The sequence below is a fragment of the Streptacidiphilus sp. MAP12-33 genome, assembly GCF_041261265.1.
Taxonomy (GTDB): domain Bacteria; phylum Actinomycetota; class Actinomycetes; order Streptomycetales; family Streptomycetaceae; genus Streptacidiphilus.
Genome location: NZ_JBGCCA010000003.1, coordinates 299,118 through 325,995 on the forward strand (window position 1 = coordinate 299,118; position 26,878 = coordinate 325,995).

General features: G+C 71.4%; 22 protein-coding genes and 1 pseudogene. 10 read left to right on the top strand and 13 right to left on the bottom strand.

The window, feature by feature from the left end:
- Nucleotides 1-18 precede the first annotated feature (18 nt).
- Entirely contained in the window at nt 19-627 is a 609-nt protein-coding gene (locus ABH931_RS05825) for a TetR/AcrR family transcriptional regulator (RefSeq protein WP_370110543.1), read from the bottom strand.
- Between the two features lie 51 nt (nt 628-678).
- On the opposite strand from ABH931_RS05825, the gene ABH931_RS05830 reads away from it, so the two are divergent.
- The gene (locus ABH931_RS05830) at nt 679-924 is read left to right on the top strand and encodes a nuclear transport factor 2 family protein (RefSeq protein ID WP_370110585.1); all 246 of its coding nucleotides are present in this window, start codon (nt 679-681) and stop codon (nt 922-924) included.
- Nucleotides 925-970: 46 nt separating this feature from the next.
- Nucleotides 971-2,194: a low temperature requirement protein A gene (locus tag ABH931_RS05835; protein WP_370110544.1), complete on the top strand. Its 1,224-nt coding sequence runs from the start codon at nt 971-973 to the stop codon at nt 2,192-2,194.
- Nucleotides 2,195-2,512: 318 nt separating this feature from the next.
- On the opposite strand, the gene ABH931_RS05840 is transcribed toward ABH931_RS05835, so the two are convergent.
- From ABH931_RS05840 to ABH931_RS05850, 3 genes are all read right to left on the bottom strand, one after another.
- Nucleotides 2,513-3,031: a universal stress protein gene (locus ABH931_RS05840; protein WP_370110546.1), complete on the bottom strand. Its 519-nt coding sequence runs from the start codon at nt 3,029-3,031 to the stop codon at nt 2,513-2,515.
- 9 nt (nt 3,032-3,040) lie between these two features.
- Nucleotides 3,041-4,297 (bottom strand): SLC13 family permease, encoded by a 1,257-nt coding sequence (locus tag ABH931_RS05845; protein WP_370110586.1) that lies wholly within the window; start codon nt 4,295-4,297, stop codon nt 3,041-3,043.
- Between the two features lie 99 nt (nt 4,298-4,396).
- A complete protein-coding gene (locus tag ABH931_RS05850) occupies nt 4,397-4,795 on the bottom strand; it encodes a hypothetical protein (protein ID WP_370110548.1) in 399 nt (132 codons plus the stop codon).
- 43 nt (nt 4,796-4,838) lie between these two features.
- On the opposite strand from ABH931_RS05850, the gene ABH931_RS05855 reads away from it, so the two are divergent.
- The gene (locus tag ABH931_RS05855) at nt 4,839-5,996 is read left to right on the top strand and encodes a beta-galactosidase trimerization domain-containing protein (protein ID WP_370110550.1); all 1,158 of its coding nucleotides are present in this window, start codon (nt 4,839-4,841) and stop codon (nt 5,994-5,996) included.
- A 73-nt stretch (nt 5,997-6,069) separates the two neighbouring features.
- Here the strand turns inward: ABH931_RS05855 and ABH931_RS05860 are convergent, their stop codons facing one another.
- A complete protein-coding gene (locus ABH931_RS05860) occupies nt 6,070-6,864 on the bottom strand; it encodes an AraC family transcriptional regulator (RefSeq protein WP_370110552.1) in 795 nt (264 codons plus the stop codon).
- A 122-nt stretch (nt 6,865-6,986) separates the two neighbouring features.
- Here ABH931_RS05860 and ABH931_RS05865 point away from each other — a divergent pair, with 122 nt between their 5' ends.
- The 3 genes from ABH931_RS05865 to ABH931_RS05875 all read left to right on the top strand — a co-directional run bounded on the left by ABH931_RS05865 (nt 6,987) and on the right by ABH931_RS05875 (nt 9,264).
- Nucleotides 6,987-7,802: a phytanoyl-CoA dioxygenase family protein gene (locus tag ABH931_RS05865; protein ID WP_370110554.1), complete on the top strand. Its 816-nt coding sequence runs from the start codon at nt 6,987-6,989 to the stop codon at nt 7,800-7,802.
- Complete coding sequence (locus ABH931_RS05870; protein WP_370110556.1) at nt 7,799-8,104, top strand: hypothetical protein; 306 nt, start codon at nt 7,799-7,801, stop codon at nt 8,102-8,104. Before ABH931_RS05865 ends, ABH931_RS05870 begins: the two co-directional genes overlap by 4 nt.
- 116 nt (nt 8,105-8,220) lie before the next feature.
- Nucleotides 8,221-9,264: a substrate-binding domain-containing protein gene (locus ABH931_RS05875; protein ID WP_370110557.1), complete on the top strand. Its 1,044-nt coding sequence runs from the start codon at nt 8,221-8,223 to the stop codon at nt 9,262-9,264.
- 12 nt (nt 9,265-9,276) lie between these two features.
- On the opposite strand, the gene ABH931_RS05880 is transcribed toward ABH931_RS05875, so the two are convergent.
- Both ABH931_RS05880 and ABH931_RS05885 read right to left on the bottom strand, forming a co-directional pair.
- Nucleotides 9,277-10,521 carry a PAS domain-containing protein gene (locus tag ABH931_RS05880; protein ID WP_370110559.1) on the bottom strand — a complete coding sequence of 415 codons (1,245 nt, stop codon included), beginning with the start codon at nt 10,519-10,521 and terminating at the stop codon, nt 9,277-9,279.
- Between the two features lie 64 nt (nt 10,522-10,585).
- Complete coding sequence (locus ABH931_RS05885) at nt 10,586-12,067, bottom strand: arabinofuranosidase catalytic domain-containing protein (RefSeq protein WP_370110561.1); 1,482 nt, start codon at nt 12,065-12,067, stop codon at nt 10,586-10,588.
- Nucleotides 12,068-12,401: 334 nt separating this feature from the next.
- Here ABH931_RS05885 and ABH931_RS05890 point away from each other — a divergent pair, with 334 nt between their 5' ends.
- Both ABH931_RS05890 and ABH931_RS05895 read left to right on the top strand, forming a co-directional pair.
- Complete coding sequence (locus ABH931_RS05890; RefSeq protein ID WP_370110563.1) at nt 12,402-13,877, top strand: endo-1,4-beta-xylanase; 1,476 nt, start codon at nt 12,402-12,404, stop codon at nt 13,875-13,877.
- A gap of 400 nt (nt 13,878-14,277) precedes the next feature.
- Complete coding sequence (locus ABH931_RS05895) at nt 14,278-16,458, top strand: cellulose binding domain-containing protein (protein ID WP_370110565.1); 2,181 nt, start codon at nt 14,278-14,280, stop codon at nt 16,456-16,458.
- A gap of 142 nt (nt 16,459-16,600) precedes the next feature.
- Here the strand turns inward: ABH931_RS05895 and ABH931_RS05900 are convergent, their stop codons facing one another.
- From ABH931_RS05900 to ABH931_RS05920, 5 genes are all read right to left on the bottom strand, one after another.
- Complete coding sequence (locus ABH931_RS05900; protein ID WP_370110567.1) at nt 16,601-18,100, bottom strand: alpha-N-arabinofuranosidase; 1,500 nt, start codon at nt 18,098-18,100, stop codon at nt 16,601-16,603.
- A gap of 19 nt (nt 18,101-18,119) precedes the next feature.
- Nucleotides 18,120-19,007, bottom strand: coding sequence for a carbohydrate ABC transporter permease (locus ABH931_RS05905; protein WP_370110568.1), 888 nt, complete (start codon nt 19,005-19,007; stop codon nt 18,120-18,122).
- A complete protein-coding gene (locus ABH931_RS05910) occupies nt 19,004-20,029 on the bottom strand; it encodes a carbohydrate ABC transporter permease (protein WP_370110569.1) in 1,026 nt (341 codons plus the stop codon). The genes ABH931_RS05905 and ABH931_RS05910 overlap by 4 nt, the downstream gene beginning before the upstream one ends.
- Nucleotides 20,030-20,040: 11 nt before the next feature.
- The gene (locus ABH931_RS05915; RefSeq protein WP_370110570.1) at nt 20,041-21,339 is read right to left on the bottom strand and encodes an ABC transporter substrate-binding protein; all 1,299 of its coding nucleotides are present in this window, start codon (nt 21,337-21,339) and stop codon (nt 20,041-20,043) included.
- 237 nt (nt 21,340-21,576) lie between these two features.
- Entirely contained in the window at nt 21,577-22,776 is a 1,200-nt protein-coding gene (locus tag ABH931_RS05920; RefSeq protein WP_370110571.1) for an endo-1,4-beta-xylanase, read from the bottom strand.
- 422 nt (nt 22,777-23,198) lie between these two features.
- On the opposite strand from ABH931_RS05920, the gene ABH931_RS05925 reads away from it, so the two are divergent.
- Nucleotides 23,199-25,559 (top strand): beta-glucosidase, encoded by a 2,361-nt coding sequence (locus ABH931_RS05925; RefSeq protein ID WP_370110573.1) that lies wholly within the window; start codon nt 23,199-23,201, stop codon nt 25,557-25,559.
- Between the two features lie 42 nt (nt 25,560-25,601).
- Nucleotides 25,602-26,594, top strand: a complete 993-nt coding sequence (locus ABH931_RS05930; RefSeq protein ID WP_370110575.1) for an acetylxylan esterase — start codon at nt 25,602-25,604, stop codon at nt 26,592-26,594.
- 77 nt (nt 26,595-26,671) lie between these two features.
- Here the strand turns inward: ABH931_RS05930 and ABH931_RS05935 are convergent.
- Nucleotides 26,672-26,878 (bottom strand): annotated as a pseudogene (locus ABH931_RS05935) (xylose isomerase); the annotation flags it as partial.

The window sequence follows — 26,878 nt, forward strand, 5'->3', positions numbered from 1 at the left end:
GCGGCGGTGTGCGGTCCCTCAGGGTCCGGCATCGGTGGGATCGGCGGCCGCGGTGGTGGCCCACCAGGCGGGTGCGCAGGCCACGGTGGCGTCGACCAGCGCGTCCTTGCCGATGGACGGGTCGGCGAGCCAGGCCCTGATCGCGCCCGCGAAGCCGTGGGCCAGGAACTGGGCGACGACCGTGTGGCTGACGTCCGGCAGTTCCCGGCAGCCGGAGGCGCGCGTCAGGAACGTGCGCGCGTAGCCGTCGAAGTGACGTGCCAGCGCGTCGTAGACGCCGCGGTCGGCGGGATCGTCGAGGGCGTGCCGATAGACGTCGGCGAAACGCTCGACGTGGTCGGCCACCTCGGCGGTCGCCAGCCGCAGCAGTTCCGCGCCCGAGGAGCCCTCCGTGCGGCGTCGCTCCTCCAGCCGGTGACCGGACTCCAGGTCCGCGTAGAGCGCCTCGACCAGCGGATCGAGCGGCGTGCCGTAGCGGTTGTAGAACGTCGCCCGGGTCACCCCGGCCCGCTCGGCCAGCTCCGCAACGGTGATCCGGGACACGGGCCGCTGCGAGGCGAGCTCGACGACCGCGCGACGCAGCGCGGCCGTCGTCCGGGTGACCCGGGGATCGGTCCTGACGCTCACGGCGCTGCCCTCCGGATCCTTCGAGAGTCCCTCGCGCCCGTCTTCGACAACCTGAACACCTACCGGGCCACCACCCACTTCAACGGCCAGAGCACCGTCTCCCTCGACGGGGACCGGGCCACGGGGGAGAGTTACTGCCTGGCCCACCACATCTCCGCCGGGCCGGACGCCGAGCGCACGATCATGGTCGCCTCCATCCGCTATCTCGACGAATTCGTCCGGCAGGACGGCGAGTGGCTCTTCGCCGAGCGCCGGCTGATGGTCGACTGGACCGAGACCCGTCCCTGCGCGCCCTGAGCTGCGGGAACCGGGGGCAACGGACCAGGAACGGGGCTGCCGCGTGATGACCGCCGAGCGCACGTTCTGGAGCAGGCTGCGCAGCCAGCTGTGGCAGCCGCCGCGTCCGCACGGAGAGCAGCCGCGCGAACGCGTCGTCGGACCCTTGGAGCTCTTCTACGACCTCGTGGTCGTGGTGCTGGTCGCACAGGCGGCCCACCACCTCGCGGGTGAGCTGACCTGGCCGGGCTTCGGCCAGTACGCGGCCGTGTTCGGGCTGGTCTGGATCGCCTGGGTCAACGGGAGCCTCCACCACGAACTCCACGGCCGTGAGGACGCGCGCGCCCGCAGCACCTTCCTGCTGCAGATCCTCGTGCTCGTCCCGCTCGGGGCCTTCATCCCCGGCGTGGGCGGCGGGCGTGGGGCGGCCTTCGCGGTCACGGCTTCCGTCCTGTTCGCCGTCCTGGCCGGGCTGTGGCTGCTGGCCGCGCGCGGGGACCGGCCCGAGTACCGCCGCTCCAGCCGGCTGTTCGTCACGGGAACATTGGTGTGTGCGCTCGTCCTCGGGGCGAGCGCGGTGCTGCCGGCCGCGGCTCGGCTGTGGACGTGGGGCCTGCTGGACCTCGCCTACCTGACCGGCTTCGCCGCCGTGATCCTGCGGGCAACACCCGCCGCGACCGTCGCACTGAGCGTCACCGACGCCCTCATCGAACGGTTCGGACTGCTCATCATCATCGTTCTCGGTGAGACCGTGACCGGCGTCGTCACCGGCCTGGCGGCCGAACCCGTCAGCGTGCCGACCCTGACGGTCGCGCTGCTCTGCGTCGTCGTCGGCTTCGGTGCGTGGTGGACCTACTTCGATTTCGCCGGCCATCGCGAGCCCCGGACGACGGCGGCGGCCACCACGCAGTGGATGCTCGCCCACCTCCCGCTGACCGCGGCGGTCGCCGCGATGGGCGCAGCCATGGTCGGACTCGTCGAGCACGCCCACGCCGCGCGCACCGATCCCGCCACCGCCTGGACCCTGTGTGGCGGGACGGCCGTGGTGCTGGTCAGCACCATGCTCGTCGCACGGACCCTCGCCGACTGGCGCCGCAAACGCGACCTCTACCGTCTGCTGGCCCGGACCTCGGCGGCTGCCGCCGCCGCCTGCCTCGTCCTGGCCGCGGCGCGTCCGGCCCCGGCCCTCCTCGGGCTCGGGTTGATTGTGCTGCTCAGTGTCCCCTGGAGCGCCGCCGTGGCCCAACGCGTGCGCGCGGCAGAGGACGCACCCGCGTTGTCCGGCGACTGACCCGGCCTGGGTCCCCGCCGCCGACATACCTGACGTGACGGCATCGGCCGTGGTCGTCCCCGTCAGCCGCGCGACCGTTCCGGGCAGGGCGGACGCCGTCGGGCCCGTCAGGGGAGCCGCTCACGGTGGTCGAGCGCGATTCGCAACGCGGCCCCGGACGTCACGCCCAACTTCGCGAACAGCTGGTACAGGTGCGTGGAGACGGTCCGGGGGACAGGAGGAGCCGCTCGCCGATCTGCTCGTTCGTCAGGCCCGCCGCCGGGCTGAACGGCCAGTTCACGGTGCAGCCGCCGGGACCGGTGTGAGCCCCGACTGCCCTCAACGGGGCGGGGGAGGCGGCGGGAGCGCCGTCAGGTCCGGGGCGGCCTTCGGCCAGACCAGGAGGACGGGGCAGGGGGCGTGGTCGACGACGAAGCGGGTGGCGTGGCCGAGACTGTGCGGACCGAGGTGGGTGAGATCGCCGTCGCGGGCGAGGATCAGCAGGTCGGCGCCGTCGGCCGCGGCGACCACCTCGCGTTCCACGCGTCCGGCCCGGGCCTGTTGAACGCAGGGGCGGCCGAGACGGTCGGCCGCCGCCTGGAGGAGCTGCCGCTCCGAGATCGCGGCCGTCTCTTCCGCCGCATCACCGGGGTCCCGGCCCCAGCCCGTGGCGGGTCGGTGTCCGGGGTTGGGGTGGGCGCGTCCGAGCAGGCCGGCGAAGGCGCCGTGCGCCACCGCCGCCGGCTCGGTGTCCAGGACGTGCAGCAGGACCACCTCGGCGTCGTCCGGCGCGTGGGCGCGGGCGGAGTCCACGCAGGCGGGCCAGGTTCCCTCGGTGATCCAGACGACGACGGCCACGGCTCCCGCTCACCCTCCGACGATCTGCAGTGACCCCCACAGTGCCACCACGGCCAGCGTGAGCGCGGCGGGCACGACGAGCAAGCCCAGCCGGGTGAACTCGCCCAGATCCACGTCGCCTTCGTGCTCACGCACGATGCGCCGCCACAGCAGGGTCGCCAGCGAACCGGCGTAGGTGAGGTTGGGTCCGATGTTGACGCCCAGCAGCACCGCCAGCACCGCGCCCGCCCCGGCCGGGGCCGCCAGTGGGACAAGCACCAGGGTGGCGGGCAGGTTGTTGATGACGTTGGCCAGGACCGCCGCCAACGCGGCGACGCCCAGCAGCGCGGGCAGGGTGCTGCTGTGCGGGACCAGGTGCGCGAGCCCGGACGCGAGGCCGTTGTCCACCACCGCCCGGACCACGACACCCAGCGCGAGCACGAAGGCGAGGAACGGCAGCGCGGCGGAGCCGACGATCGCGGTCGGGGTGCTGCTGCGACGGACCAGCGCGCGCACGGCCAGGACCGTTGCACCGGCGAACGCGGCCCAGGCGGGGTTGAGGCCGAGCGCGGAGGTGACGACGAATCCGGCGAGCGTCCCGACCACGGTGAGCAGCGCGAACCAGGGGAGGTGCGGCGTGTCGGCAGCGGCCGGTGCCTCGGCGCCGGCGTCCAGGTCGGCGGCGAAGAAGTGGCGCAGCACCAGGTACTCGACGCCGATCGCGACCAGCCAGGGCAGCGTCATCAGGGCGGCGAAGCGGGTGAAGCTGACGCCCGCGGCGGCGAAGGCCAGCAGGTTGGTCAGGTTGGAGACCGGCAGCAGCAGCGACGCGGTGTTGGACAGGTGCGTGCAGGCGTACAGGTGCGGCTTGGGCCGGGCCCCGAGGCGGGCGGCGGTCGCGAACACCACCGGGGTGAGCAGCACGACGGTCGCGTCCAGGCTCAGCACCGCCGTGATCACCGACGCGAGCGCGAACACCTGCACCAGCAGACGTCTGGGCCGTCCGGCGGCGCTGTGGGCCATCCACGCTCCGCAGGCCTGGAACAGGCCCTCGTCGGCGCAGAGCTGAGCGAGCACCAGTACGGCGGCGAGGAACCCGATCACCGGACCGAGCCGCCCCGCCTCCGCCGCCGCGTGGGGCAGGGAGATCGCCCCCGCGCCGACTACGACGGCGGCCGCCGGAACGGCGACCACCGCCTCGGGCCAGCCCCACGGCCGCACCACCGCGCAGACCAGCACCGCCACCAACAGGACGACGGAGAGCAGCTCCGCGGACGGGGTGTTCAGGGCCTGCTCCTCAGGTCAACGGCTGGTCAACAGTTCGGGACGAACCACATCCAACCAGACCAGAGCGGGTCCTTCGCGGTCGCCCGCCACGGCCGACGCTCATCGGGCCGCCGTGAAGCCTCCCCAGACCGCGACGGGAGAGCCGCCCGAGGTCCGCGCGTCGATCCGGTAGCTGTCGCCGCCCGCGTCGCGCACGCCGGCGGCGTGGTTGAACTGGGCGGCGAACTCGTACTGTCCGGCCGGCACGGTCAGACCCGGTGTGAGCACCCAGCGGTAGACCAGCGTGGCGCCGACCTGCCGGACGGTGACGGTGAAGTCGTCGCTGGGCAGGGTGCGCCACGTGCCCGTGTTCCGCACGCCTCCGGTCTGCGCGACGCGCAGCTCGATGGTGAGCGAGGTGAGCGGTTGGGCGGTCCGTAGTACGAGGTCGCTCTGCGACCAGTAGACGATGCTGTGCGGGTCCACCGAGCCGGCCGACCACAGCGGTCCGTCCTGCACCTGAGTCGCCGCCGACCGAGTCGGGTGAGAGCCGCCCGAAGCGGTGCCCGGCGTCGACACCGCCTTCGGCGCGGACCGCGCCCGCTCCTTCGGCGGCGGCAAGCCGTGGCTGCTCATCGAGCAGGGCCCCAGTACCGTCTACGCCGGCGACCGGGTGCTGCCCAAGCAGCCCGGCGAGATGCTGCGGCACTCGCTCGGCCACATCGCCCGCGGCTCGGAGGGCACGCTGTTCTTCCAGTGGCGACAGTCCCGCGCGGGCGCGGAGCTGTGGCACTCGGCGGTGGTGCCGCACGCCGGGCCCGCCTCACGGATCTTCCGCGAGGCGGTCGGCGTCGGCGAGGCGGTGGCCGGGCTCGGCGAGGTCGCGGGGGCGGTGGTGCGCGCCGAGGCTGCTGTGCTGCATGACTCCGACGCCTGGTGGGCCCTGGACTGCCAGGGGCTGCCGTCCCCAGGGAACGACTACCACCGGGCGCTGAGCCGCGCCCACCGCGCGTTCTGGGACGCGGGCCTGACCTGCGACTTCGCCCATCCCGAAGCCGATCTGAGCCGCTATCGGCTGGTGGTCGCCCCGGCGCTGTACCTGCTCTCGGCGGCCGGGTCCGAGTCGCTGCGCCACTACGTCGACGGCGGCGGCACGCTGCTCGTACAGCACTTCTCCGGCGCGGTCGACGAACACCACCGGGCGCATCTCGGCGGCTACCCCGCCGGTCCGCTGCGCGAGGCCCTGGGCATCCGGGTCGAGGAGTACCGGCCGCTGGCCGCCGACGAACCGATCACCCTGTCCGACGGCAGCACGGGAGGTGACTGGAGCGAGTCCCTGTCGGTGGAGGGCGCGGAGACCATGGCCTCGTACACACACGGCATGCTCGCCGGACGGCCCGCACTGACCCGCCATCGCTTCGGGACCGGCCAGGGCTGGTACCTCTCGACCTGCCTGGACGACCCGCACTACGCCGCACTGGTGGCCGCCCTCGCGGAGCAGGCGGGCGTCCGCCCGGAACTGCCGGGCCTGCCCGCGGGGGTGGAGGCTGTGCGCCGCCATGCGGCCGACGGGCGCAGCTGGCTGTTCCTGATGAACCACGGCGACTGCGCCTGGACGGCCGAGGTCCCCGGCCATGAGCTGCTGACGGACCGTCCTGTGCCACCGGAGGGGGTGGGGCTGGCGCCGGGGGCGGTCGCCGTGGTCCGGCAGCCGCGCTGAGCCCCGTCGAGCAGGACCAGACTGCGCGCCGGCCGCGGGTCCATTGAGGACGCGCGGCCGGCGGTGTCGTGTGTCAGCACTGACGGGCCGCCGGACCGCTGCCGGCGCGGATGGCGCGTGGGGCGGCGCCGAGTTCGCGGCGGCAGGCCTTGTTGAACGCCTGGAGGTCCGGGCAGCCGACGGACGCGGCGATGGCGGGGATCGACATCGTGGTGGCCCGCAGGAAGTGGCCCGCCCGCTCCATCCGGCGGGAGCGGATGTAGCCGACGACGGTCTCGCCGGTGGCGGCGCGGAACAGGCGGGTCAGGTGGTTGTGCGAGACGCCCAGCGCCTTCGCGATCTCCGGGACGGCCAGCGGCTCCGCGAGGCGCTCCTCGATCAGCGCCATGGCAGCCGCCGCCACGGGGTGGACGCTCTCCGGCGCGCCCGGGTGCGCCGGGACGAGTTCGGCCACCCGCCACAGCGCCGCCCACACGGCGGCCGTCGTCCGCGCCGGGTTGCCCGGCCACGCTGTCAGCGCGTCCCTCAACTGTGCCGCGAGGGGGCCGAGTTCCGGTCCTGCGTCCTGGATCACCGGGATCTCGCGAGGCGCCCCTGCGGTCGCGAGGCGGAAGTGGACGAAGACGTGCTGGGAGCGCCCCTGGTAGCGGTAGCGCACCGGTGTGCCCGGTGGCACCAGGCTGACCCGCCCGGGCCGGATCGCATGCCGGGTCCCGGCCACCATCAGCTCGGCCTCGTAGTCGTAGAGGTGGAGCTGCCACAGCTCCGGCAGCAGGAAGTCGTCCACCTGACCGGCAGGGCCGTGCACCCCGATGCCCACGGCAGCCAGGACCGGGGGCTCGTCGAGACAGGCGGAAACAGCGTGCATGACGCGATTCCTACCACGGTGCGCGGCGCAGCACGCCATCGCGGCCGCATGGTGAGAATGAACCAGTAGAGGGTGATCCCGGCCCACGCGGCGGGCCGCCCACCGGACCTAGCGTTGCCGACATGCAGAACAGTCAAGCACTACTCAGTTCGGTGCAGATGGCGCGCTTCGTGGCGCGCGGCTCGCTGCGTCTGGACGCGGTCGTGCCACCCGAGATGAACGCCGAGGCGCTGTCGTTCCTGGGGCAGGGCGTGCCGGACGTCCGCTACGGGACGCCCCTGGCCAAGGCCTACGCCGACGACTCCTTCCCCCGGCGGCTGCTCGCCGTCCCCGAGGTGGCGGGAGCCCTGCACAGCCTGGTCGGACCCGAGCCGACCGTCGACCACCACGCCGTGCACGTGCGCGAGCCCCACAACGGGCACGCCCAGTCCCTGCACGCCGACGCGATCATCGACGTCCGTCCCGACGCCTTCGACGTCCAGCTGATGTACTACCCGCAGGACGTCACCCTGGAGATGGGCGGGACCCTCAGCGTTCCCGGCAGCCACCTGCGGCGCATCAACGAGACCGACACCGGGCGCTACCAGAACCTCCTGGGCCAGGACCGACTCGTGTGTCCGGCCGGGACGGTGGTGTTTGTGCACCACGGCATCTGGCACGGCGGCCGGCGCAACGACAGCGACCTGACCCGCTACATGTTCAAGATCCGTTTCAATCCGACGGTCCGCCAGCGCCTGCTGTGGGACACCACCGACCTGGACGACCCGCAGGTCAGAGACGAGCTCGTCACCGAGTTCCCCTGGTACGAGCAGGCTTCGGGCCGGCTCGAGATCTACAACCGCGTCCTGCTGTGGCGGGAACTGACCGGCAACCCGACCTTCGACGCGGACCACTGGGCGACCCGCGTCTCCAACCGCCCGCAGGAGGCCGCTATATGACCGCTCTCACGCAATCCAAGGACGACACGCTGCGCCAGCAGGTGCTGGTGCTCTACCTGAGCGACTCCTCGCTCGACTCCCGGGTCCTCGGCTGGTCGCTGTACGACGGCACCGGAGGCACCTCGCCCACCACGGGCGACAGCGACGTCCCCCCGTACCCGACGGGCACCGGGGCCCTACTGGACGGCTGGCGGCTTTTCCAGGCGGCCCAGCTGCTCCCGCCGTACCCGGGACACGAGCACGACGTGTCCTTCCTCAAGCACGAGTTCTTCTTCGAGAAGCTCGCCCCCGCAGCACCGTAGCCGCACCAACGGGGTCAGGTGCACCTCAAGGAGACTGTTCCCACAGGTCCGAGTATGAGTAGCCTGTCCTTCCCGACCGGGCACGGCATGCGTCCCGTCAACTGTGAGAAGCCGCTGTGACAGACGGACGATCTGCAGAACCCACGGCCGACGACGCCGGGGTGCGTGACGACGGAATGCTGTCGGTCACCCTCGTCTACCGCGCGGATTCCGTACGGCCTGCGGCCGTCGGGCCGCGCCACGGCGAGGGTGGGGAGCCCGAGGACCTGGAGGCGACGAGGGCTCGTGCCCGAGAACTCTTCGCCGCCTACGGCGCCGGGAAGTCGGCTGGTGAGCCGGGCGAGGACGAGGAACTGCTCTTCCGCGAGCTGCACCACATGTGGGCGGACGAGATCCTGCGCGGGGTGGAGCAGGTCGCCCAGGAGCACGGCGTCGGCGTCCTGACCAAGGACTTCGGGCGCAAGGGCGTCACGGCGCAGAGCGCCGGGGAGCGGCCCGACCACGGCGGGGAGCACGCGGTCTCGGTCGCCTGGCTCCAGGAGTCCGAGCGCCGGCGGCTGCGGGCCGAAGGAGTCGCGTTCGTCGTCTACGATCCGCTCGGCGAAGTCCCCGAGGACGCGCCATCTGTGAGCGCTACCAATTGGAAGGGTGGCCGGGCCGCCGTCCAGCACCTGGCCGGTCTGGGGCACTGCCGCATCGCCATGATCAGTGGGTCCGACCACCCCTTCTGCGTCGCCCGTGTGGCCGGCTACCTGTCCGGGCTCCAGGAGGCCGGCGCGGACGCTGACCCCGAGCTGCTGGTGCGGACCCACATCACCCGCGACCACGGCTACGCGGCCGCCCGCGAGCTGCTCTCGCGTCCGGACCGGCCCACCGCGGTCTTCACCGCGAGCGACCTGCAGGCGCTGGGGGTCTTCCAGGCGACCCGCGAGCTGGGCCTGTCCGTGCCGGGGGACCTCAGCGTAGTGGGGTTCGACGACCTGCCGGTGGCGGAGTGGACGGACCCGCCGCTGACGACGGTCCGCCAGCCGCTGACCGCGATGGCCGCCGCCGCCACCCGGCTGGTCGTGGCCCTCGGCCGCGGCGACGAGGTGTCACGGACCAGGTTGGACATCGCCACCACCCTGGTCGTCCGCGAGAGCACCGCGCCGCCGCGCTGAGCAGCCCAAGCCCTACGCCCCGGCCCTTACGGCCTGTCCCGCGCCTCGCCGGCGCGGGACAGGCGCAGCAGTACGGCCGAGGGCGCCGTGGGCAGGGTCACCCGGAGCTCGGCGGTGTCTGCGTCCCAACTGGTGGCCGCCCGGCTGCCGGCGGGGTAGAGCACCTCGATCCCCAGGGCGGCACCGTGCAGGTGGGGGAGCGGGACGTGGGCTGCTGCCGGGGGCGAACCGGTGCGCGAACCGCCGCAGCGTCACGGTACCGTGCAGGTCCTCCTCGCCCACCTCGGCATCCCCCTCCAGGGCGGTGAGCAGGTCGACACTGGCGAGGTCCGCCCGCTCCGGAACCGTCACCTCCATCAGTTCGCGCGCCGTCTGCGCGAGGTCGATCGTGCTGCCGATGCGGCTGGCGGCCTCGTTGAGCAGCAGAAGGCGCTTGCGCGCGTATTGCTGCTCGGTGATGTCGTGGGCGACGAGCGCGACCCCGCGCACCGGCCCGCCCGGTTCCTTCAGCGGGACGAAGTCGACGGACCACGCGTGGACGCGTCGCTGGCCCCCGGTGCGCTGGAAGGTCTCCAGATGGCTCGGCTCGCCAATGTCGACCGCCCTGCGCAACGCGGCGGCCAGGGCCCCGGTCTGCGGCTGGGTGGTGATGTCATGGATGTGCAGGCCCCGGATGGCGTCGTCCGGCAGGCCGACGACGGGCACCATGGCCTGGTTCGAGCGGCGGTACCCGAGGTCCGCGTCGTAGATCGAGACGGAACAGCGCGGCAGCTGGTCGAGGGTCCAGCGCACCAGGTCGTCGTCCTCGCGCCGCGGCTGCCGGCCGCCCAGCGCGCAGACGACGCGCCAGGTGTCAGGTCCGCACCCTGGCGCGCCGTGGTGCGCGACGGCGGTCACGTCGACCCGTCGGCCCTCACGGTGGCGCAGGGCGAGCTCGCCACTCCACCGTGGCCCACCGGCGGCCAGCGCGCGCGTCACCTCCGCCGACGGGACGGGTTCGGCCAGCAGGAGGACGGCGGGCCGTCCCACGACGTCGGTGGCCGAGTAGCCGAGCAGGCTCTGTGCCCCCTCGCTCCAGCGCGCGACACACCCTCGGGCGTCGACCACGCACTCCGCCGTGCCCGCGCCCTGCCGGGGCGGCCCGTCATCCGGGGGAGCTTCACTGCGTTCATCCACCAGCCGACCGCCCTGTGAGGGATCGCCCTGTGCGGGACATATGCGGCGATTCTGTCGTTTGGCGGCGATCACATCCGGCATCGGCGCCGGCAGCGACGGGCGGCCCGCTCGGTGAGCAGCGGGCCGCCGGCGTCCCCGGACGGGGTCAGTCGAGGGTCCATTTCTGGTTGCTCTGGCCGCTGCACGTCCACAGCTGGACCAGGGCGCCGTCGGCGGTGGAGGCACCGGTCACGTCCAGGCACAGCCCCGACTGGACGCCGGTCACCGAGCCGTCACTGTTGAGCTGCCACTGCTGGTTGGTCTGGCCGTTGCACGGCCACTCGTCCACCTTCGTGCCGTTGGCGGTGCCCTTGCCGTACGCGTCCAGGCACAGCGTCGTCCCGGAGTCCGTCACCGTCAGCTGACCGGACCCGGTGTGCGTCCACACCTGGTTCGCCCCACCCCAGCAGGAGTAGATCTGGAGCTGCGTCCCGGCCGTGGTCGAGCCGTTCGGCACGTCCAGGCACTTGCCCGCACCCACCGCGTGCAACTCACCCGTCGCACTGCCGGTGGTGCTGGTGCTGTAGCCGGCGGTGGTGATGTTGGCCTGGACGGCGTTCTCGGTGGCGTCGCTCGGGTAGCCGGAGGTCATGACGCCCTCGTAGAAGGTGCCGGTGGCGCCGTTGCTGTTGTCGCCGCCGATGCCGAGGATGATCGCGCCCTCCTTGTGCATCGGGTTGTACCCGGACACGTTGGGTCGCGGGCCGCTGTAGTCGGTGGTGAGGCCGCCGGACTGGGCGTTGCCGGAGCGGATGGCCCACTGGTTCGGCTCGCCCTTGACGATCGCGGTCACGAAGCGGTCGTTGATGCTGGGGTCGTTCGCGTTGTAGCCGGCGTTGACGCCGGAGAACAGGCCGTTCTCCTGATCGGCCATCACCCACGGGCCGTTGCCGGTGCCGTAGCCCCAGACCTTGATGTTGCCGAAGTAGATGGCCTCCATGGTGCCGTTGCCGTCGTCGTGGTTCGTCGTCTCGGCGTTGCCGTAGTCGAAGCAGCAGCCGCCGTTGAAGTGGCTGCCGTCGAAGATCGCGTACATGCCCTCGGGCTTGTCGCCGGTGGCGATGCCGTTGGTCGTGTCGTCGCGGTAGCCGGTGCCCGAGGGGATGTAGACGCCGTAGGCCTCGTGGCCTCCGACCGTGACCGGCGCGGCGGTGGCGTCCGCCAGGTTGTCCGGGCCGCCGGCCGCGCCGCCTGCCGGGGCGTCGGTCAGGTTGTTGCCCTTGCCGGACTGGTCGTAAATGACGGTGACGACGCAGCTGGTCCCGGAGCAGAACGCGTCCTGCGCGGCGGCGTTGGCGTACCCGCCGGCACTCAGCAGTCCGATGTCCTTCGTCGCCCCGTCCGAGGCGCGTCGTACCTGGTACAGCGGGCCGTCGTACGCCGCGTACAGGGCGCGGGTGGTGCTGTGGGCGGCGACGCACGGGGTGCCGCCGGCGGCGTAGATGTCGCACGGTCCCTGCGCGGCGGCCTGGGCCGCGCCGGTGGAGGCACCCGTCGCCACGAGTGCACCGAGCACGAGGGCCGCGGCGGCGCCGGCGCGGCCGAGGGCACGCGTTCGTAGAGGCCGTCGGAGGCGGAAGTTGCTCATGCGGAATACTCCCTGAGTAGCGCAAATGGGTGGTTGTTAGCGCTAACAATCTCGCCCGTTCCGGGCTGCCGGACCGCAGGACGGGCGGGATGCTCTGGGTGGAGACGGTGCAGCGAGATCAGACGGTCTGTCAAGTACATGCACTGATAAATATGTTGAGCAAGTCCGGGTCGGGGTTCTGAGATTCCGAAACATCATCGAAACTTTCAGCAGTGTCTTGACGGTGCGCGGTCGCTCCGGGTTACTTGGCGGCGGAGCATCTCCCCGAGCGTGCCGTTGCCGGACGGGCGCCGCGCGCATGCCCTCCCCCCACCCTTGTCACAGGAGGTCAACCATGCTCATCGGCAGGATCCGCAGCGGATCGCAGCGCGTGTGGGCCGTCACGGTCACCTCGGCGCTCGCCGTCGCGCTCGGCACGCTGGCCGCGGCGAGCCCGGCGGCGGCGTCCGGCAGCACGCTGAAGGCGGCCGCGGAGTCGGGCGGGCGGTACTTCGGCACCGCCCTGACCGACGCCGATCTCGGCGTCAGCGGCGAAACCAGCATCGCCGGCGCGCAGTTCGACATGATGACCCCGGGCAACGAGATGAAGTGGGACACCACCGAGCCGTCCAACGGCTCGTACAACTTCGGTCCAGGTGACCAGCTCGTGCAGTACGCCCAGGCCAACGGCATGCGGGTGCGCGGCCACAACCTGGTGTGGCACAGCCAACTGCCCGGCTGGGTCAGCAGTCTGCCGCTCAACCAGGTGCAGTCCGTCATGGAATCGCACATCACCACCGAGGCCACCCACTACAAGGGCCAGGTCTACTCCTGGGACGTGGTCAACGAGCCGTTCAACGACGACGGCTCGCTGCGCCAGGACGTCTTCTACAACGCCATGGGCAGCGGCTACGTCGCCGACGCGCTGCGCACCGCGCACGCCGCCGACCCGGCCGCCAAGCTCTACCTCAACGACTACAACATCGAGGGCGAGAACGCGAAGAGCAACGCCCTCTACTCCCTGGCGCAGTCGCTGCTCGCGCAGGGGGTGCCGCTGAACGGGATCGGCTTCGAGAGCCACTTCGTCGTCGGCCAGATCCCCTCCGACATGCAGGCGAACCTCCAGCGGTTCGCGGCCCTGGGGCTGGATGTGGCCGTCACCGAGCTGGACGACCGGATCCAGCTGCCCGCCACCAGCGGCTCCCTCCAGCAGCAGGCCACCGACTTCGGCGCGGTGGTGCACGACTGCCTGGCTGTCTCCCGCTGCGTGGGCGTGAGCCAGTGGGGGGTGGACGACGCCCACTCCTGGATCCCCGGCACCTTCCCCGGCTACGGCGCCGCCACCATGTACGACGACAACGACCAGCCCAAGCCGGCCTACTCCGCGGCGCTCGCCGCCCTCGGCGGCAGCTCGGGCACCGGTGGTGGCGGCAGTGCGACGGGTGAGTTGCACGCGGTGGGTGCGGGCAAGTGCCTGGACGTGCCGAACGGGTCGACCACGGCCGGGACGCAGCTCCAGATCTACTCCTGCTGGGGTGGGGCGAACCAGGTGTGGACGCACACCGGGTCCGGTCAGCTGACGGTGACGGACTCCGGGACGACGCTGTGCCTGGACGCGTACGGCAAGGGCACCGCCAACGGCACGAAGGTGGACGAGTGGCCGTGCAACGGCCAGACCAACCAGCAGTGGCAGCTCAACAGTGACGGCTCGGTGACCGGCGTCCAGTCGGGGCTGTGCCTGGACGTGACCGGTGCCTCCACCGCCGACGGCGCCCTGGTCCAGCTGTGGACGTGCAGCGGCCAGAGCAACCAGAAATGGACCCTCGACTGACCTGCCTGACCTGACATGCGCGGGTGGCCGACGGCGTGTGCCGTCGGCCACCTGTTCAGCATTCGTCAGCGGGCGTGGGGCTCAGCCCAGGTTCCACTGCTGGTTCGCCTGGCCGTTACAGGTCCAGATCTGCCGACTGGCGTGGCGGCCGGGCGTGCTCACCCTGCGGCGCTGACCCTTCCGACGCGGATGCCTCCTGCGCCGCAGGGGACGATGAAAGCTACACCGGCCGCCCCCTCATCACCGCAGGTGACCCCGCTGCATCGCACCGCCCGGGGGCCGCGCCGTTGACGTGCGACGACGGTGCGGCCGAACCTCGGGGCACCGTCGGCGGTCCCGAGCCCCCTCACCAGCAAGGCTCCGGCGGTACCCACCCGTCGAGAGAAACCGGTCCACGCCCATGCGACTCCCCTCGCGCACGTTACGCCTGCCCGTATCGCTGGCGACCCTGGCCCTGCTGGCGGCCGCACCGTTCTGGAGCTCCGTGCCCAGCGCCGACGCGGCCACCTCCGCCACCAGCGCGGCCACCACCGCCACGGTGAACGTGAACGCCGCGCAGTCCCTCGCCACCGTGCCCGCCACCGCGATCGGCACCAACGCCTCGGTGTACGACAGCAAGCTGACCGACGCCGCCGTCCCGGGCCTGCTGAAGCAGGCCGGCGTCGGTCTGGTGCGCTTCCCGGGCGGCAGTTCGTCCGACAGCTACAACTGGAAGACCAACAGCGACCTCACCAACGGTACCCAGGCCGTCGACTTCGACCAGTACGCCGCCATGCTCCAGCAGTCCGGTGCCCAGGGCATGGTGACGGTCAACTACGGCAGCGGCGACACCATCGGCGCGAGCGAGAGCCCGGCCGAGACCGGGGCGCAACTGGCCGCCGACTGGGTCAGGTACGCCAACGTCACGCACAACTACCACGTCAAGTACTGGGAGATCGGCAACGAGGTCTACGGCAACGGCACCTATGGCGCCGACTGGGAGACCGACAAGCACTGCGCGGCCGGCGCGAACCCGGGCAACTGCGGTCCGGCGGTGTACGCGCAGAACGTCAAGGCGTACATCGCCGCGATGAAGGCCGTCGACCCGACCATCCAGATCGGCGTGGTCCTCACCGCGCCCGGCAACTGGCCGGACGGCGCCACCTCCGCGGGCAGCCCGCAGTCGTGGAACCAGACCGTGATGACGGCGCTGGCCGGACAGATCGGCTTCGCGGACGTGCACTGGTACCCGCAGAACCCGAGCAGCGTCACCCCGCCCGGGCCGACCGACGCGGGCCTGCTCGCCGACGCGGCGCAGATCCCCACCATGGTCTCCACCCTGCGCTCGCAGCTCGGCCAGTACGCGGGCAGCAGCTCGGTGCCGATCATGGTGACGGAGACCAACTCCGTCTCGTCCAACCCCGGCAAGCAGACCGTCGGCCTGGTCAACGCGCTGTTCCTGCCCCAGGACTACCTCGGCTGGCTCGCTAACGGGGTGGCCGGCGTGGACTGGTGGCAGATCCACAACGGCATCGTGACCACGGGCGACAACGGCTCCTCGCTCTACGGCTCGGCCGGCTACGGCGACTATGGCATGCTCGCCGACGGCAGTTGCGCGACGGCAGGCGGCACACAACTGTGCGAGCCGGCGGCCGACACACCGTTCCCGGCCTACAACGGCATGACGCTGCTCAGCCGGTTCGTCCACCCGGGCGACACCCTGGTCTCCGCCGCCTCCAGCCAGTCCCTGCTCCAGGCCTACTCGGTGAAGGCCGCCGACGGCTCGCTGCGTGTGCTGCTGGTGAACGACGACCCGGCCAACAGTTATCAGGTGAGCCTGAACTACACCGGGTTCACTCCCGCCTCGGGCACACCGACGGTGACCACGATGGCGGGCGCCGCGGCGGCACTGACCACCGCGAGCACCGGCACGGCGGGTGCGCAGACCGTGGCACCGTACAGCGCCGTGCTCCTCACCCTGCAGCCGGGCAGCGCGGTGACCCCGCCGACCACACCAGGCACGCCGACCGCCTCGGCCGTCACCAGCACCTCGGCGAACCTGACCTGGAGCCCGTCCACCAGCTCCACCGGCCTGGCCGGATACGACGTGGTGCAGGTGTCCGGCGGCAACGAGACGGTCGTGGCCTCACCGACGGGCGCGAGCGCGACGGTCGGCGGCCTGCAGCCGAACACCGCCTACACCTTCGCCGTCTACGCCAGGGACACGGCGGGTAACCGCTCGGCCCGCTCCGGGACGGTCACGGTGACCACGACGGCGGCGACGACCGGCGCGAGCTGCAAGGTCGGCTACTCGGTCAACGACTGGGGCGGTGGCTTCACCGCCACCCTGGTCCTGACGAACACCGGCAGCACGCCGGTCAACGGCTGGACGCTCTCCTTCGGCTGGCCGGGCAACCAGCAGCTCACCAACGGCTGGAACGCCGCCTGGACCCAGTCGGGCAGCACGGTCACCGCGACCAGCCTGTCCTACAACGGCGCGCTCGCGCCCGGCGCGAGCACCACCGTCGGCTTCAACGCCTCCTACTCGGGCGGCAACCAGGCACCGGGCGCCTTCACCCTGAACGGTGTCACCTGCGGATGAACCGCGTCGGCCCGTCCGCCCGCCGCGTACCAAAGACGCGGCGGGCGGACGGGCCGTCCGGGTCAGGGCTTGCGGCGCAGGGTCACCGGTTCACGGACAGCGTGGCGCCTGCGTGAGGTCGGACGTGAGGTCGGACGGGAGCTCAGTGCAGTGCGATCGCCGACCATGACACCGGGGGCAGCTCGACGGTGAGGACGCCGTCGGCCAGCGTCGCGGTCGGGTTCGTGGCCGGGGCCACCCGGTTCGGTTCGGCCAGGGTGTTCTTCGCGTACACGTCGGGGTCGGCGAGGGTGAGCGCCTCGACGACCCGGGACAGTCCGAGGCTGCGCACGTCAACCGTGACCTGCGCGGGTTCCGCCAGGTCGCGGTTGACCAGGAAGACCGCGGCCCGTCCCTCGTCGGCGGTCGCCACGGCGTCGACGAGGGACGCCTCACCGTGCCGCGCCGTGCGGTGGACCGGGGCGTCGATGACGGGCCGCAGCACCTCGCCGGTGGCAAGGCGGCTCGTGATCGCGAAGGGGTGGAAGGTCGTCTGCCGCCACGCCGGCCCACCGGGCTCGGTCATGATCGGTGCGATGACGTTGACGAGCTGGGCGAGTGAGGCGGAGGTGACCCGGTCGCTGCGCTTGAGCAGCGTCATCAGCAGGTTGCCGACCACGACGGCGTCCGCGACGGTGTAGGTGTCCTCCAGCAGGCGAGGGGCGTGGGTCCACTCCCCGCGGCCCTCACCGGACTCCTGGTGGCGCGTCAGATACCAGACGTTCCACTCGTCGAAGGAGATGTTGATCTTCTTCTCCGACCGCTTCTTGTACCCCACGTGATCGGCGGTCGCGACGACGGTGTCGATGAAGTAGTCCATGTCGACCGCGGAGGCGAGGAAGGAGCGGAGATCGCCGTCGTGCTCCTGGTAGTAGGCGTGGCAGGAGATGTAGTCGACGTGCTCGTAGCTGTGCTCCAGGACCGTGCGCTCCCAGTCGCCGAAGGTCGGCATGCCGGATCCCGAGGAGCCGCAGACGACGAGTTCGAGGTCCTTGTCGGCCGCCTTCATGGCGGCAGCGGTGCGGGCCGCGAGCTTGCCGTAGTCGTCGGCGGTCATGAAGCCGGTCTGCCAGGGTCCGTCCATCTCGTTGCCCAGGCACCACATGCGCACGTTGTGCGGCTCGGGAGAGCCGTTGGCGACGCGTTGGTCCGACAGCGCCGTGCCCGAGGGGTGGTTGGCGTACTCCAGCAGGTCCAGAGCCGACAGGATGCCTCGCGTCGCGATGTTGACCGCCAGCATCAGCTCGGAGTCGGTGAGCCGCAGCCACCGTGCGAACTCGTCGAGCCCGACCTGGTTCGACTCCAGCGAGTGCCAGGCCAGGTCCCGCCGCACCGGGCGCTGCTCGCGCGGGCCGACGGAGTCCTCCCAGCGGAAGCCGGAGACGAAGTTGCCGCCCGGGTAGCGGACCGTCGTGCTGCCGAGCTCCCGGACGAGGTCCACGACGTCCATGCGGAACCCGTCCTCGTTCGCGGTCGGGTGCCCCGGCTCGTGGATCCCGGAGTAGACGCAGCGGCCGAGGTGTTCGACGAACGACCCGAAGGTGCGCCGCCGGACGGGGGCGACGACGGACTGCCGGTCGAGTGTGACGTGAGCGCGGGGCAAGGCGATGGTCCTTGTCTGGTCAGCCCTTGACGGCGCCGGTGAGGCCGCCGACGATCCGCTTCTGGAAGAGCGAGAAGAAGACGAGCGCGGGCAGCATGGCGAGCGAGGTGAAGGCGAGCACCTTGGCGGTGTCGGCGGAGTACTGCGAGGAGAACATCTGGACGCCGAGCGGCAGGGTGAAGTTCGCCTGGGAGTTGAGGATGTACAGGGGCAGGACGTAGTTGTTCCAGCTCCCGATGAAGGCGAGGATGCCGACCGTGACGACGCCGGGCATCGACAGCGGGACGACCATCCGGAAGAAGAAGCCGAGCCGGCTCGTCCCGTCGATCGAGGCGGCCTCCTCGATCTCCTTGGGAATGGCCTGGAGGAACGGCACCAGGATGATCACGGTCGTCGGCAGGCCGAAGGCGATCTCCGGGATGATCACGCCGAGCAGGTTGTCGACGAGCCCGAGGTCCTTGACGACGATGTACAGCGGGGTGATCGCGATGACCATCGGGAACATCAGGCCCGCGGCGAACAGGGAGTACATCGCGCCCTTGAGCCGGAAGTCGTACCGGGCGAGCACGAAGCTGACCATCAGCCCGAGGACCACGATTCCCACCGTGCAGGCCAGCGCGACGATGACGGAGTTCGCGAACTCGCCCCAGAACGTGGTCGAGCTCAGCACGCCGGTGTAGTTGCCGAGCACCCAGGGGCTGGGCAGGCCCGCCGGGCTCGTGGTGATCTGCGCGTTGGTGCGGAACCCGCCGATCACGATGTAGAGCACCGGGGCCAGGCAGGCGCCGATGAAGAGCAGGGAGACGAAGTAGGTGAAGGGGCTTCCCCACTTCAGCGGCTGCTCCTGGGCGCCGCCGCGGTCGCGGTCCCGGCGACGTGGGAGGGAAAGCGGGCTGGTCGCGCTCATCGGGCGGCTCCTTCGGTGACGGCGCCCTGGAGGTCCCGGCGGAGGACGAAGCGCTGGTAGAGCAGGGCGACCACGAGCGAGATCAGGAACATCACCACTGCCACGGCGCTGCCGTAGCCGTAGTTGCCCGCGTTGCGGCCCTGGCCGACCATGTAGATCGCCATGGTCGAGGTGCCGGCGGTGCCCGCGACGTACTGGCCCCAGATGATGTAGACGAGGTCGAAGAGCTGCAGGGAGCCGATGATCGAGAGGAACCCCCAGATGCGGACGGTCGGCCCGAGCAGCGGCAAGGTGATGTGACGCTGGATCTGCCAGTAGGAGGCGCCGTCGATCGCGGCGGCCTCGAACAGCTCGTCGGGGATCGACTGGAGGCCGGCCAGCATCAGGATCACGGCGAATCCGATGTACTTCCACGAGATGATCACCATCAGCGTCCAGATGGCGAGCTTCGGGTCGGAGAGCCAGTTCGCCTGGAGCGAGCCGAGGCCGATGCTGCGCAGCAGGTCGTTGACGGCGCCGTCGCTCTGCAGCAGCAGGCTCCAGCCGGTGCCGACGATGACCTCGGAGATGATGTACGGCACGAAGATCAGCACGCGGATCAGCGAGCGGCCGCGGATCTTCTGGTTGAGCAGGAGGGCGAGGCCGATCGCCACCGGGCCCTGGATCACCAGGGAGAGCACGAGGATCACGCCGTTGTGCCACAGGACCTGCTGGAAGGCGGGGTCGGTGAGGATGAGCTTGTAGTTGTTCAGGCCGACCCAGTCGGTGGGCGCTCCGTAGCCGTGCCAGCGGTAGAAGCCGTAGTAGGCGGCGAGCACGACCGGAAAGATCACGAAGGCCACGAACACGAGAACGGCCGGCCCGGACAGGACCGCGATCTCCAGCCGCATCCTGGCACGCCCGCGGCGGCGGGAAGCCGTCCGCAGAGGAACCGGGGGCGCGGGCTCGACCGCGCCCCCGTCTCCGAGCGTGTCCTGCGACGTCCGGCCGAGGGCCGCGTCAGTGCCCAGGGTGTCGCTCATGGTGTGCCTACTCAGCCCTTCGCCGCGGCGTCGTTGGTGGCCTTGACGATGTCGGCGGCGCTGCCCTGGCCGGCCAGGAGGTTGACGACGGCGGTGTTCATCGCGTTGCCGACGTTCTGGCCGTACTCGGTGTCGAGGAACTGGATGGAGTAGGCGGCCTTGTTGAAGGACTGCAGCGCCGAGATGCTGTAGGACTCGGTGACGACCGACTGGGCGTCCTTGTTCACCGGGATGGTGACGAAGGCCTTGGTGTACGCCTCCTGCTGCTCCTTGGTCACCAGGAACTGCAGGAAGCCGAGGGCCTCCTTGGGGGCGGTCTTGGAGATCGAGTAGCCGTCGGTGCCGCCCATGATCGCGGACGGGTCGCCCTGGCCGCCGGTCACGGCGGGGAAGGGGAACCAGCCGAGGTCCGGGAGCGGCTTCTGGTCCGGGGTGAGGCTGGCGATGACCCCCGGGTCCCAGCTGCCCATGAGCTCCATGGCCGCCTTGTGGTTCGCCAGCAGACCCGCCGAGGAGCCGGCGCCCTGCTGGGCGGAGGTGGTCAGGAAGCCCTGCTGGAACGGGTTGGTCCTGACGAACGACGCGAGGTCGTCACCCGCCTTGGTCCAGCACGCGTCGGTGAACTTGAGGGACTTGGCGGCCGTCGTCATGGCGTCCTGGCTGCACTCGCGCAGGGCGAAGTTGTAGTACCAGTGCGCGGCCGGCCAGGCGTCCTTGGCCCCGACCGCGATGGGCGCCACGTTGATGGCCTTGAGCTTCACGATGTCGGCCTGGAGCTCGTCCATGCTCGTCGGCGTCGCGGTGATGCCGGCTTGTCGGAAGAGGTCCTTGCTGTAGTAGACGCCCTCGGGCTGCGTGTCGATGGGCACCTCGTAGACCTGGCCGTCGACCGAGGCACTGGCCAGGGCCGCCGTGCCGATGTTCGCCTTGTCGGTGTCGGTGAGGTTCAGTGCCTGGATCTGGCCGGCGTCCACCATGGCCTGCATCTTGCCGCCACCGCGCTGCAGGAAGATGTCCGGCGCGGAACCCGAGTTGAGGGCGGTCTGCAGCTTGCCGTCGAGGTCCTCGTTCTGGATCGACTGGATCTTGACGGTGACGTTCGGGTGCAGCTGGTGGTAGGCCTTCGCGGCGTCCTGGAAGTACTGCACGCCGGGCCCGGTCGTCGAGTTCTCCCACACGGTGAGGGTGACCTGGCCGTCGGAAGAGCCGCTGTTGCCGGCGCTGCCACCACCGGCACAGGCGGTCGCGGCCAGAGCGATGGCCATACCGAGGGCCGCGGCCGTCGCGGTGCGGGTGTTTCTCGTCATCATGGAAAGTCCCTGGTTGAAGATCATCTTCGCAACATTTCGAAATACGTTCTCAAGGGGAGAGGCCGGCGGCGCGCTGTGGGCGCCCGCATCGGGCTCGGTCACCCGCGTGCCAAGTGCGCCTGGCTGCCGGGTGCTTCCGCACGGAGTCACCTCCGTTGCGGGGAAGTTTCGGATGCTGGAATTATGCGGGGGCCCCAAAGGGGAGTCAATGGCAAATTTCCGAAACATTTTCGAAACTTAGCCGTCCGTGCGGTGCGCCGACAGGCCGAGCAGCAGGTCCTGCCGCAGGGCGAAGTAGGCCTGCTTCGGCCGCAGCCGGGCGTCGTAGAGCAGCCCGTAGCCCTCCCCGCTGAAGGTGTTAGGGATCCAGGAGTCGCCGTCGTCGACGCCCCAGGCGGTGAACGAGATGCACTGCCGCACGAGCCGGCAGCCCGTGAGCATGGCGGAGAACTCGTAGGGCTGGGCGAAGGCGGCGAGCTGGTCCGTCGGGACCTCGTCGGCGCCGGTCCCGCTCACGAACGTCCGCACGTCGGCCTCGGTGACGGCCACCTTGAGACCGAGGTCGCCGAAGGCCTGCAGGTCGGCCTGGAACGTCTGGGGATCGAAGCCGTACTGGGTGTCGAGGTGGCCCTGCTCGCCGATGCCGTCGATGGGCACGCCCTGGGCGCGCAGCCGCTTGACGAAGTCGTAGACGGCCTGGAACTTCGCGTTGGTGCCGTCCTCGCCGGTGATGTTGTAGTCGTTGTACATCAGCAGCGCCTTGGGGTCGGCCTGGTGGGCCCACCGGAAGACGTCGGCGATGACCCCCTCGCCGAGGTGCTGCACCCAGAAGTCGTCCCCGTTGACCCCGTCCGCGAGCGGATGGCTGTCCCAGGAGTTGGCGAAGACCTCGTTGGCGACGTCCCACTGCCAGATGCGGCCGCGGAAATGGCCGACCTCGTCGGTCACGTGCTGGTGCAGGATGTCGCGCAGTTCGGCGGTGCCGATGGAGCCGTCGGCGACCCCGCTGGTCAGCCAGCCGGGCAGCTGGTTGTGCCACATCAGGGTGTGACCGCGGACCAGCTGGTCGTGCTGCTCGGCGAAGCTCACCAGCCGGTCGGCGGCCTGCCAGTCGTACGTGCCGCGCGTCGGTTCGACCGCGTCCCACTTCATGACGTTCTCCGGTGTCACCACCGAGAACTGGTCGGCGACCACGGACGTGTACGCGGTGTCCGTGCCGAGCTTGGCCATGTCGACGGCGGTGCCGATGCGCAGGCCTTCCCTGGCGGCGATGGCCCGCAGTGAGTCACCGGGGGCCTGGGGCGCGCCGGCGTCGTCGGCGGCCGCGACGGCGGACGGCACGGCGAGGATCGCGGCGGCCAGCCCGATGGTGACCAGCCGGACGCGCGACCGCGGCCGCCCGGGCCGGGGGCGGGAAGTGCTGAGGGTGGTGCCCATGGATGTCCCTTCCGTGGACGAGAGGCATCGTGCCGAATACGTCGAAACTTTCGATACCGATGCCGACAGTCAGCGAATGGTGGGGACCGTATGGCGGGCCGATCCGGCGCGTCAATAGGTCGGTGCGAGGAGGAATCGGCACCGCGGGATGCCGAGCACACTGCATCAATACGGTGCAAACGCCACCAGATCGCCGGTCGAGCTGCCGGCGTCACGCTTCGGCTGCCCCGTAGATCCGGGGTTGACCGCGCGAGGGTTGGGACCTAACGTCCCGGCAGAGGCAGCACTTTCGGCAACAGGGGCGAAACATTCAGGAGAGCGGGTTCCGCGGAGGCCGGCGTCGGCTCCCGCGCCCCCTGGAATGGCCCTGCCTCGTCGGCTTGACGCCGTATGCACGGCGTCGGAGGAAAGAGATCCGCACCATGAACCTGGCCGTGCCGTCATCTGACACCACCGCCCCCTGGCACGACCCCGCGCTCTCCCCCGAGGAGCGCGCGGACGCCCTGATCGGCGTGATGACCCTGCCCGAGAAGCTCGCCCAGCTGGTCGGCGTCTGGGTGGGCGCCTCCGACGAGGGCGGGGACGTCGCCCCGCACCAGCACGACATGGAGGCGCCGCCCGACCTCGACACGCTGCTGCCCAACGGGCTCGGCCAGTTGACCCGCCCGTTCGGCACCGCCCCGGTCGACCCCGCCCTCGGGGCGCTGTCGCTGGCCCGCAGTCAGCAGCGGATCGCCGCAGCGAACCGCTTCGGCATCCCGGCGCTCGCCCACGAGGAGTGCCTGGCGGGCTTCGCCGCGTGGGGCGCGACCGCCTACCCGGTCCCGCTGTCCTGGGGAGCGACCTTCGACCCCGCCCTGATCCGGCGGATGGCCGTGGCGATCGGCCGCGACATGCGCGCGGTCGGCGTCCACCAGGGGCTCGCCCCCGTCCTCGACGTGGTCCGCGACGGCCGCTGGGGCCGCGTCGAGGAGACCATCGGCGAGGACCCCTACCTGGTCGGCGCGGTGGCCACCGCCTATGTGCAGGGACTGGAGTCCACCGGCGTCGTCGCCACCCTCAAGCACTTCGCCGGCTACTCGGCCTCCCGTGCCGGACGCAACCTCGCCCCCGTCGGCATGGGCGCGCGCGAGCGCGCCGACGTGATCCTGCCGCCGTTCGAGATGGCCGTCCGCGAGGGCCGGCCGCGCTCGGTGATGCACGCCTACACCGACACCGACGGCATTCCCTCCGCCGCCGACGAGGCCCTGCTGACCGGACTGCTGCGGGACACCTGGGGCTTCGAAGGCACCGTCGTGGCCGACTACTTCGGCGTCGCCTTCCTCAAGTTGCTGCACGGCGTCGCCGCCGACTGGGCGGAGGCGGCAGGCCTCGCCCTGGCCAGCGGCGTCGACGTGGAACTGCCCACCGTCAAGACCTTCGGCGAGCCGCTGCTGCGGGCGGTCGGGGCCGGGACCGTGCCCGAGGCGCTCGTCGACCGCGCGCTGCGCCGCGTCCTGGTGCAGAAGGCGCAGCTCGGCCTGCTGGACCCGGGCTGGAACCCGATTCCGCCGGCCCTGGCCGGGAGCAGGCTCGACGACCCGGCCGCGCTGCGTGGCAGCGTCGATCTGGACACGGAGGAGAACCGCCGGCTCGCGGAGCGGATCGCCGAGCAGGCGGTGGTCCTGGTGCGCAACGACGGCACGCTGCCGCTGGCACGGCCCGGCCGCATCGCCCTGATCGGGCCGAACGCCGACACGCCCACCTCGGTCCTGGGCTGCTACGCCTTTCCCGTCCATGTCGGCAGCCAGCACCCGGAGATCCCGCTCGGCATCGAACTGCCGACGCTGAAGCAGGAGCTGGCCAGGGCTTTCCCGGAGAGCCGGATTCGGGCGGTCCAGGGCGCGACCGTGGACGGCACCGACACCGGCGGCTTCGCCGCGGCCGTGGCCGCCGCAAAGGACAGCGACGTGGTCGTCCTGGCCCTGGGAGACCGGGCGGGCCTGTTCGGTCGCGGTACCAGCGGTGAGGGCTGCGATGCGGAGTCGCTGGAACTCCCCGGGGTGCAGCAGCAGTTGCTCGACACCCTGCTGGATACCGGGAAGCCGGTCGTGCTGGTGCTGCTCGCGGGCCGTCCCTACGCCCTTGGGCGAGCCGGAACCGAGGCGGCAGCCGTCGTCCAGACCTTCTTCCCCGGCGAGGCGGGCACCCGGGCGATCGCCTCGGTGCTGAGCGGCCGGACCAACCCCTCGGGGCGACTGCCCGTCAGCATCCCGAGCCGCCCGGCGGTCCAGCCCACCACCTACCTCGCGGCCCGGCTGGCCGGGCCGAGCGAGGTCTCCAGCACCGACCCCAGCCCGGCCTTCGCCTTCGGCCACGGGCTCGGCTACACCGAGTTCTCCTGGTCGGGGCTCCAGGTGGAGCAGCACACGGCCGGCACGGACGGGGAGATCCGCCTCGCCTTCACCCTGCGCAACACCGGGGAGCGCGCGGGGACCGAGACGGTGCAGCTCTACCTGCACGACCCGGTCGCCTCGGTGGTGCAGCCCGTCCAGCGCCTGATCGGCTTCCAGCGGATCACGCTGGCTCCGGGGGAGGAGACCCGGGTGCGGGTCGTTGTCCCCGCGGACCTGGCCTCCTTCACCGGGCGCAGTGGGGAACGGATCGTGGAGCCGGGTGAGGTGGAGCTGCGCCTGGCCGCCTCCAGCGCCGACTGCCGGCTCACCGCCCGGGTACGGCTGGACGGCCCGACCCGGACCCTGGACCACACCCGGCGCCTGCACGCCGAGTTCGTCCTCGACTAGGCCGGCCCCGGTCACCCTCACGGTCCCGATTCCAGGAGCGTCATGTTCACCGATCTGCCGGAACCCGAGCTCGCCGCCTACCGCAGCGCCCAGCGGGCCCCGTCCGACTTCGACGCCTTCTGGGCGCAGACCCTGGGGCAGGCGCGCGCACACGAGGGGAAGGTGGTGCTCGCCGAGGTGGAGACCGGTCTGTCCGCGCTCGACTGCTACGACGTCACCTTCCCCGGCTTCGGGGGCGACCCGGTCCGCGGCTGGCTCCGGCTCCCGCGCGGAAGGCGGGCCGCCCTGCCCGCCGTCGTGCAGTACGTCGGCTACGGCGGCGGCCGCGGCCACGTCCTGGAGAACCTGCACTGGGCCGCGGCCGGCTACGCGCACCTGATCATGGACACCCGCGGTCAGGGCTCCGGCTGGAGCCGCGGCGACACACCGGATCCGGCGCCGACCGGCCCCCAGGTCCCCGGCGTCATGACGCGCGGCATCGGCGATCCCGCGGGCTACTACTACCGGCGTCTGTTCACGGACGGGGTCCGCGCCGTCGACGCGGTCCGTTCCCTCGGGTTCGTCGACCCGACGCGTGTGGCGGTGGTCGGGGGCAGTCAGGGCGGGGCGACGGCCCTGGCCGTCGCCGCGCTCGTGTCCGATCTCGTGGGTGTCGTCGCCCATGTTCCCTTCCTGTGTGACATCCCCCGTGCTCTGACGATCACCGACGCCCACCCCTACCGTGAGGTCGTCGACTACCTGGCCACCCACCGCGACCGGGAGGCGGCGGTGCTGCGCACCCTCTCCTACGTGGACGGCGTCCACTTCGCCGCCCGTGCCCAGGTCCCCGCCCGGTTCTCGGTCGCGCTGATGGACCCGGTCACGCCGCCCTCCACCGTCTACGCGGCCTACCACGCCTACGCGGGCACCAAGTCCATTGACGTCTGGCGCTACAACGGTCACGAGGCCGGCGGCCCCGACGACGACGCGGCCGCACTGGCGTTCCTGCGCGGTCACCTGTCGCCCACCGGGAATCGGTCCACCGTGGTGGAGTGATCGCCGCGTGGTCGTGCACCAGGCGAGAACGGCCCGTCAGCCCCGGCTGACGGGCCGTTCGACGTTTCCCCGGACGCTCAGCGGGCGCCGAGGAGGTGTTCCATGGCGAGCTGGTCCAGTGCCTCGAAGGCCATGCCGCGGGCGGCGGCCGCGTCGACGTCGAAGTCCTCGAACGCGGCGCGGTCGGTCAGGAGGCCGGTCAGGCCGTCGGCGGCGGTGGGGAGGGCGAGGTCGGGCAGGCGGGCGGCGGTGAGGGCCGCGGTGACGTCCGGGTCGGCGCGGAA

What these genes read in the sequence shown, in the direction of transcription:
- ABH931_RS05835 (WP_370110544.1), top strand. Translation starts at nt 971, where the DNA reads ATGACCGCCGAGCGCACGTTCTGGAGCAGGCTGCGCAGCCAGCTGTGG.
- ABH931_RS05860 (WP_370110552.1), bottom strand. Translation starts at nt 6,864, where the DNA reads ATGCACGCTGTTTCCGCCTGTCTCGACGAGCCCCCGGTCCTGGCTGCC.
- ABH931_RS05865 (WP_370110554.1), top strand. Translation starts at nt 6,987, where the DNA reads ATGCAGAACAGTCAAGCACTACTCAGTTCGGTGCAGATGGCGCGCTTC.
- ABH931_RS05870 (WP_370110556.1), top strand. Translation starts at nt 7,799, where the DNA reads ATGACCGCTCTCACGCAATCCAAGGACGACACGCTGCGCCAGCAGGTG.
- ABH931_RS05880 (WP_370110559.1), bottom strand. Translation starts at nt 10,521, where the DNA reads ATGCCGGATGTGATCGCCGCCAAACGACAGAATCGCCGCATATGTCCC.
- ABH931_RS05885 (WP_370110561.1), bottom strand. Translation starts at nt 12,067, where the DNA reads ATGAGCAACTTCCGCCTCCGACGGCCTCTACGAACGCGTGCCCTCGGC.
- ABH931_RS05890 (WP_370110563.1), top strand. Translation starts at nt 12,402, where the DNA reads ATGCTCATCGGCAGGATCCGCAGCGGATCGCAGCGCGTGTGGGCCGTC.
- ABH931_RS05895 (WP_370110565.1), top strand. Translation starts at nt 14,278, where the DNA reads ATGCGACTCCCCTCGCGCACGTTACGCCTGCCCGTATCGCTGGCGACC.
- ABH931_RS05905 (WP_370110568.1), bottom strand. Translation starts at nt 19,007, where the DNA reads ATGAGCGCGACCAGCCCGCTTTCCCTCCCACGTCGCCGGGACCGCGAC.
- ABH931_RS05910 (WP_370110569.1), bottom strand. Translation starts at nt 20,029, where the DNA reads ATGAGCGACACCCTGGGCACTGACGCGGCCCTCGGCCGGACGTCGCAG.
- ABH931_RS05915 (WP_370110570.1), bottom strand. Translation starts at nt 21,339, where the DNA reads ATGATGACGAGAAACACCCGCACCGCGACGGCCGCGGCCCTCGGTATG.
- ABH931_RS05920 (WP_370110571.1), bottom strand. Translation starts at nt 22,776, where the DNA reads ATGGGCACCACCCTCAGCACTTCCCGCCCCCGGCCCGGGCGGCCGCGG.
- ABH931_RS05925 (WP_370110573.1), top strand. Translation starts at nt 23,199, where the DNA reads ATGAACCTGGCCGTGCCGTCATCTGACACCACCGCCCCCTGGCACGAC.
- ABH931_RS05930 (WP_370110575.1), top strand. Translation starts at nt 25,602, where the DNA reads ATGTTCACCGATCTGCCGGAACCCGAGCTCGCCGCCTACCGCAGCGCC.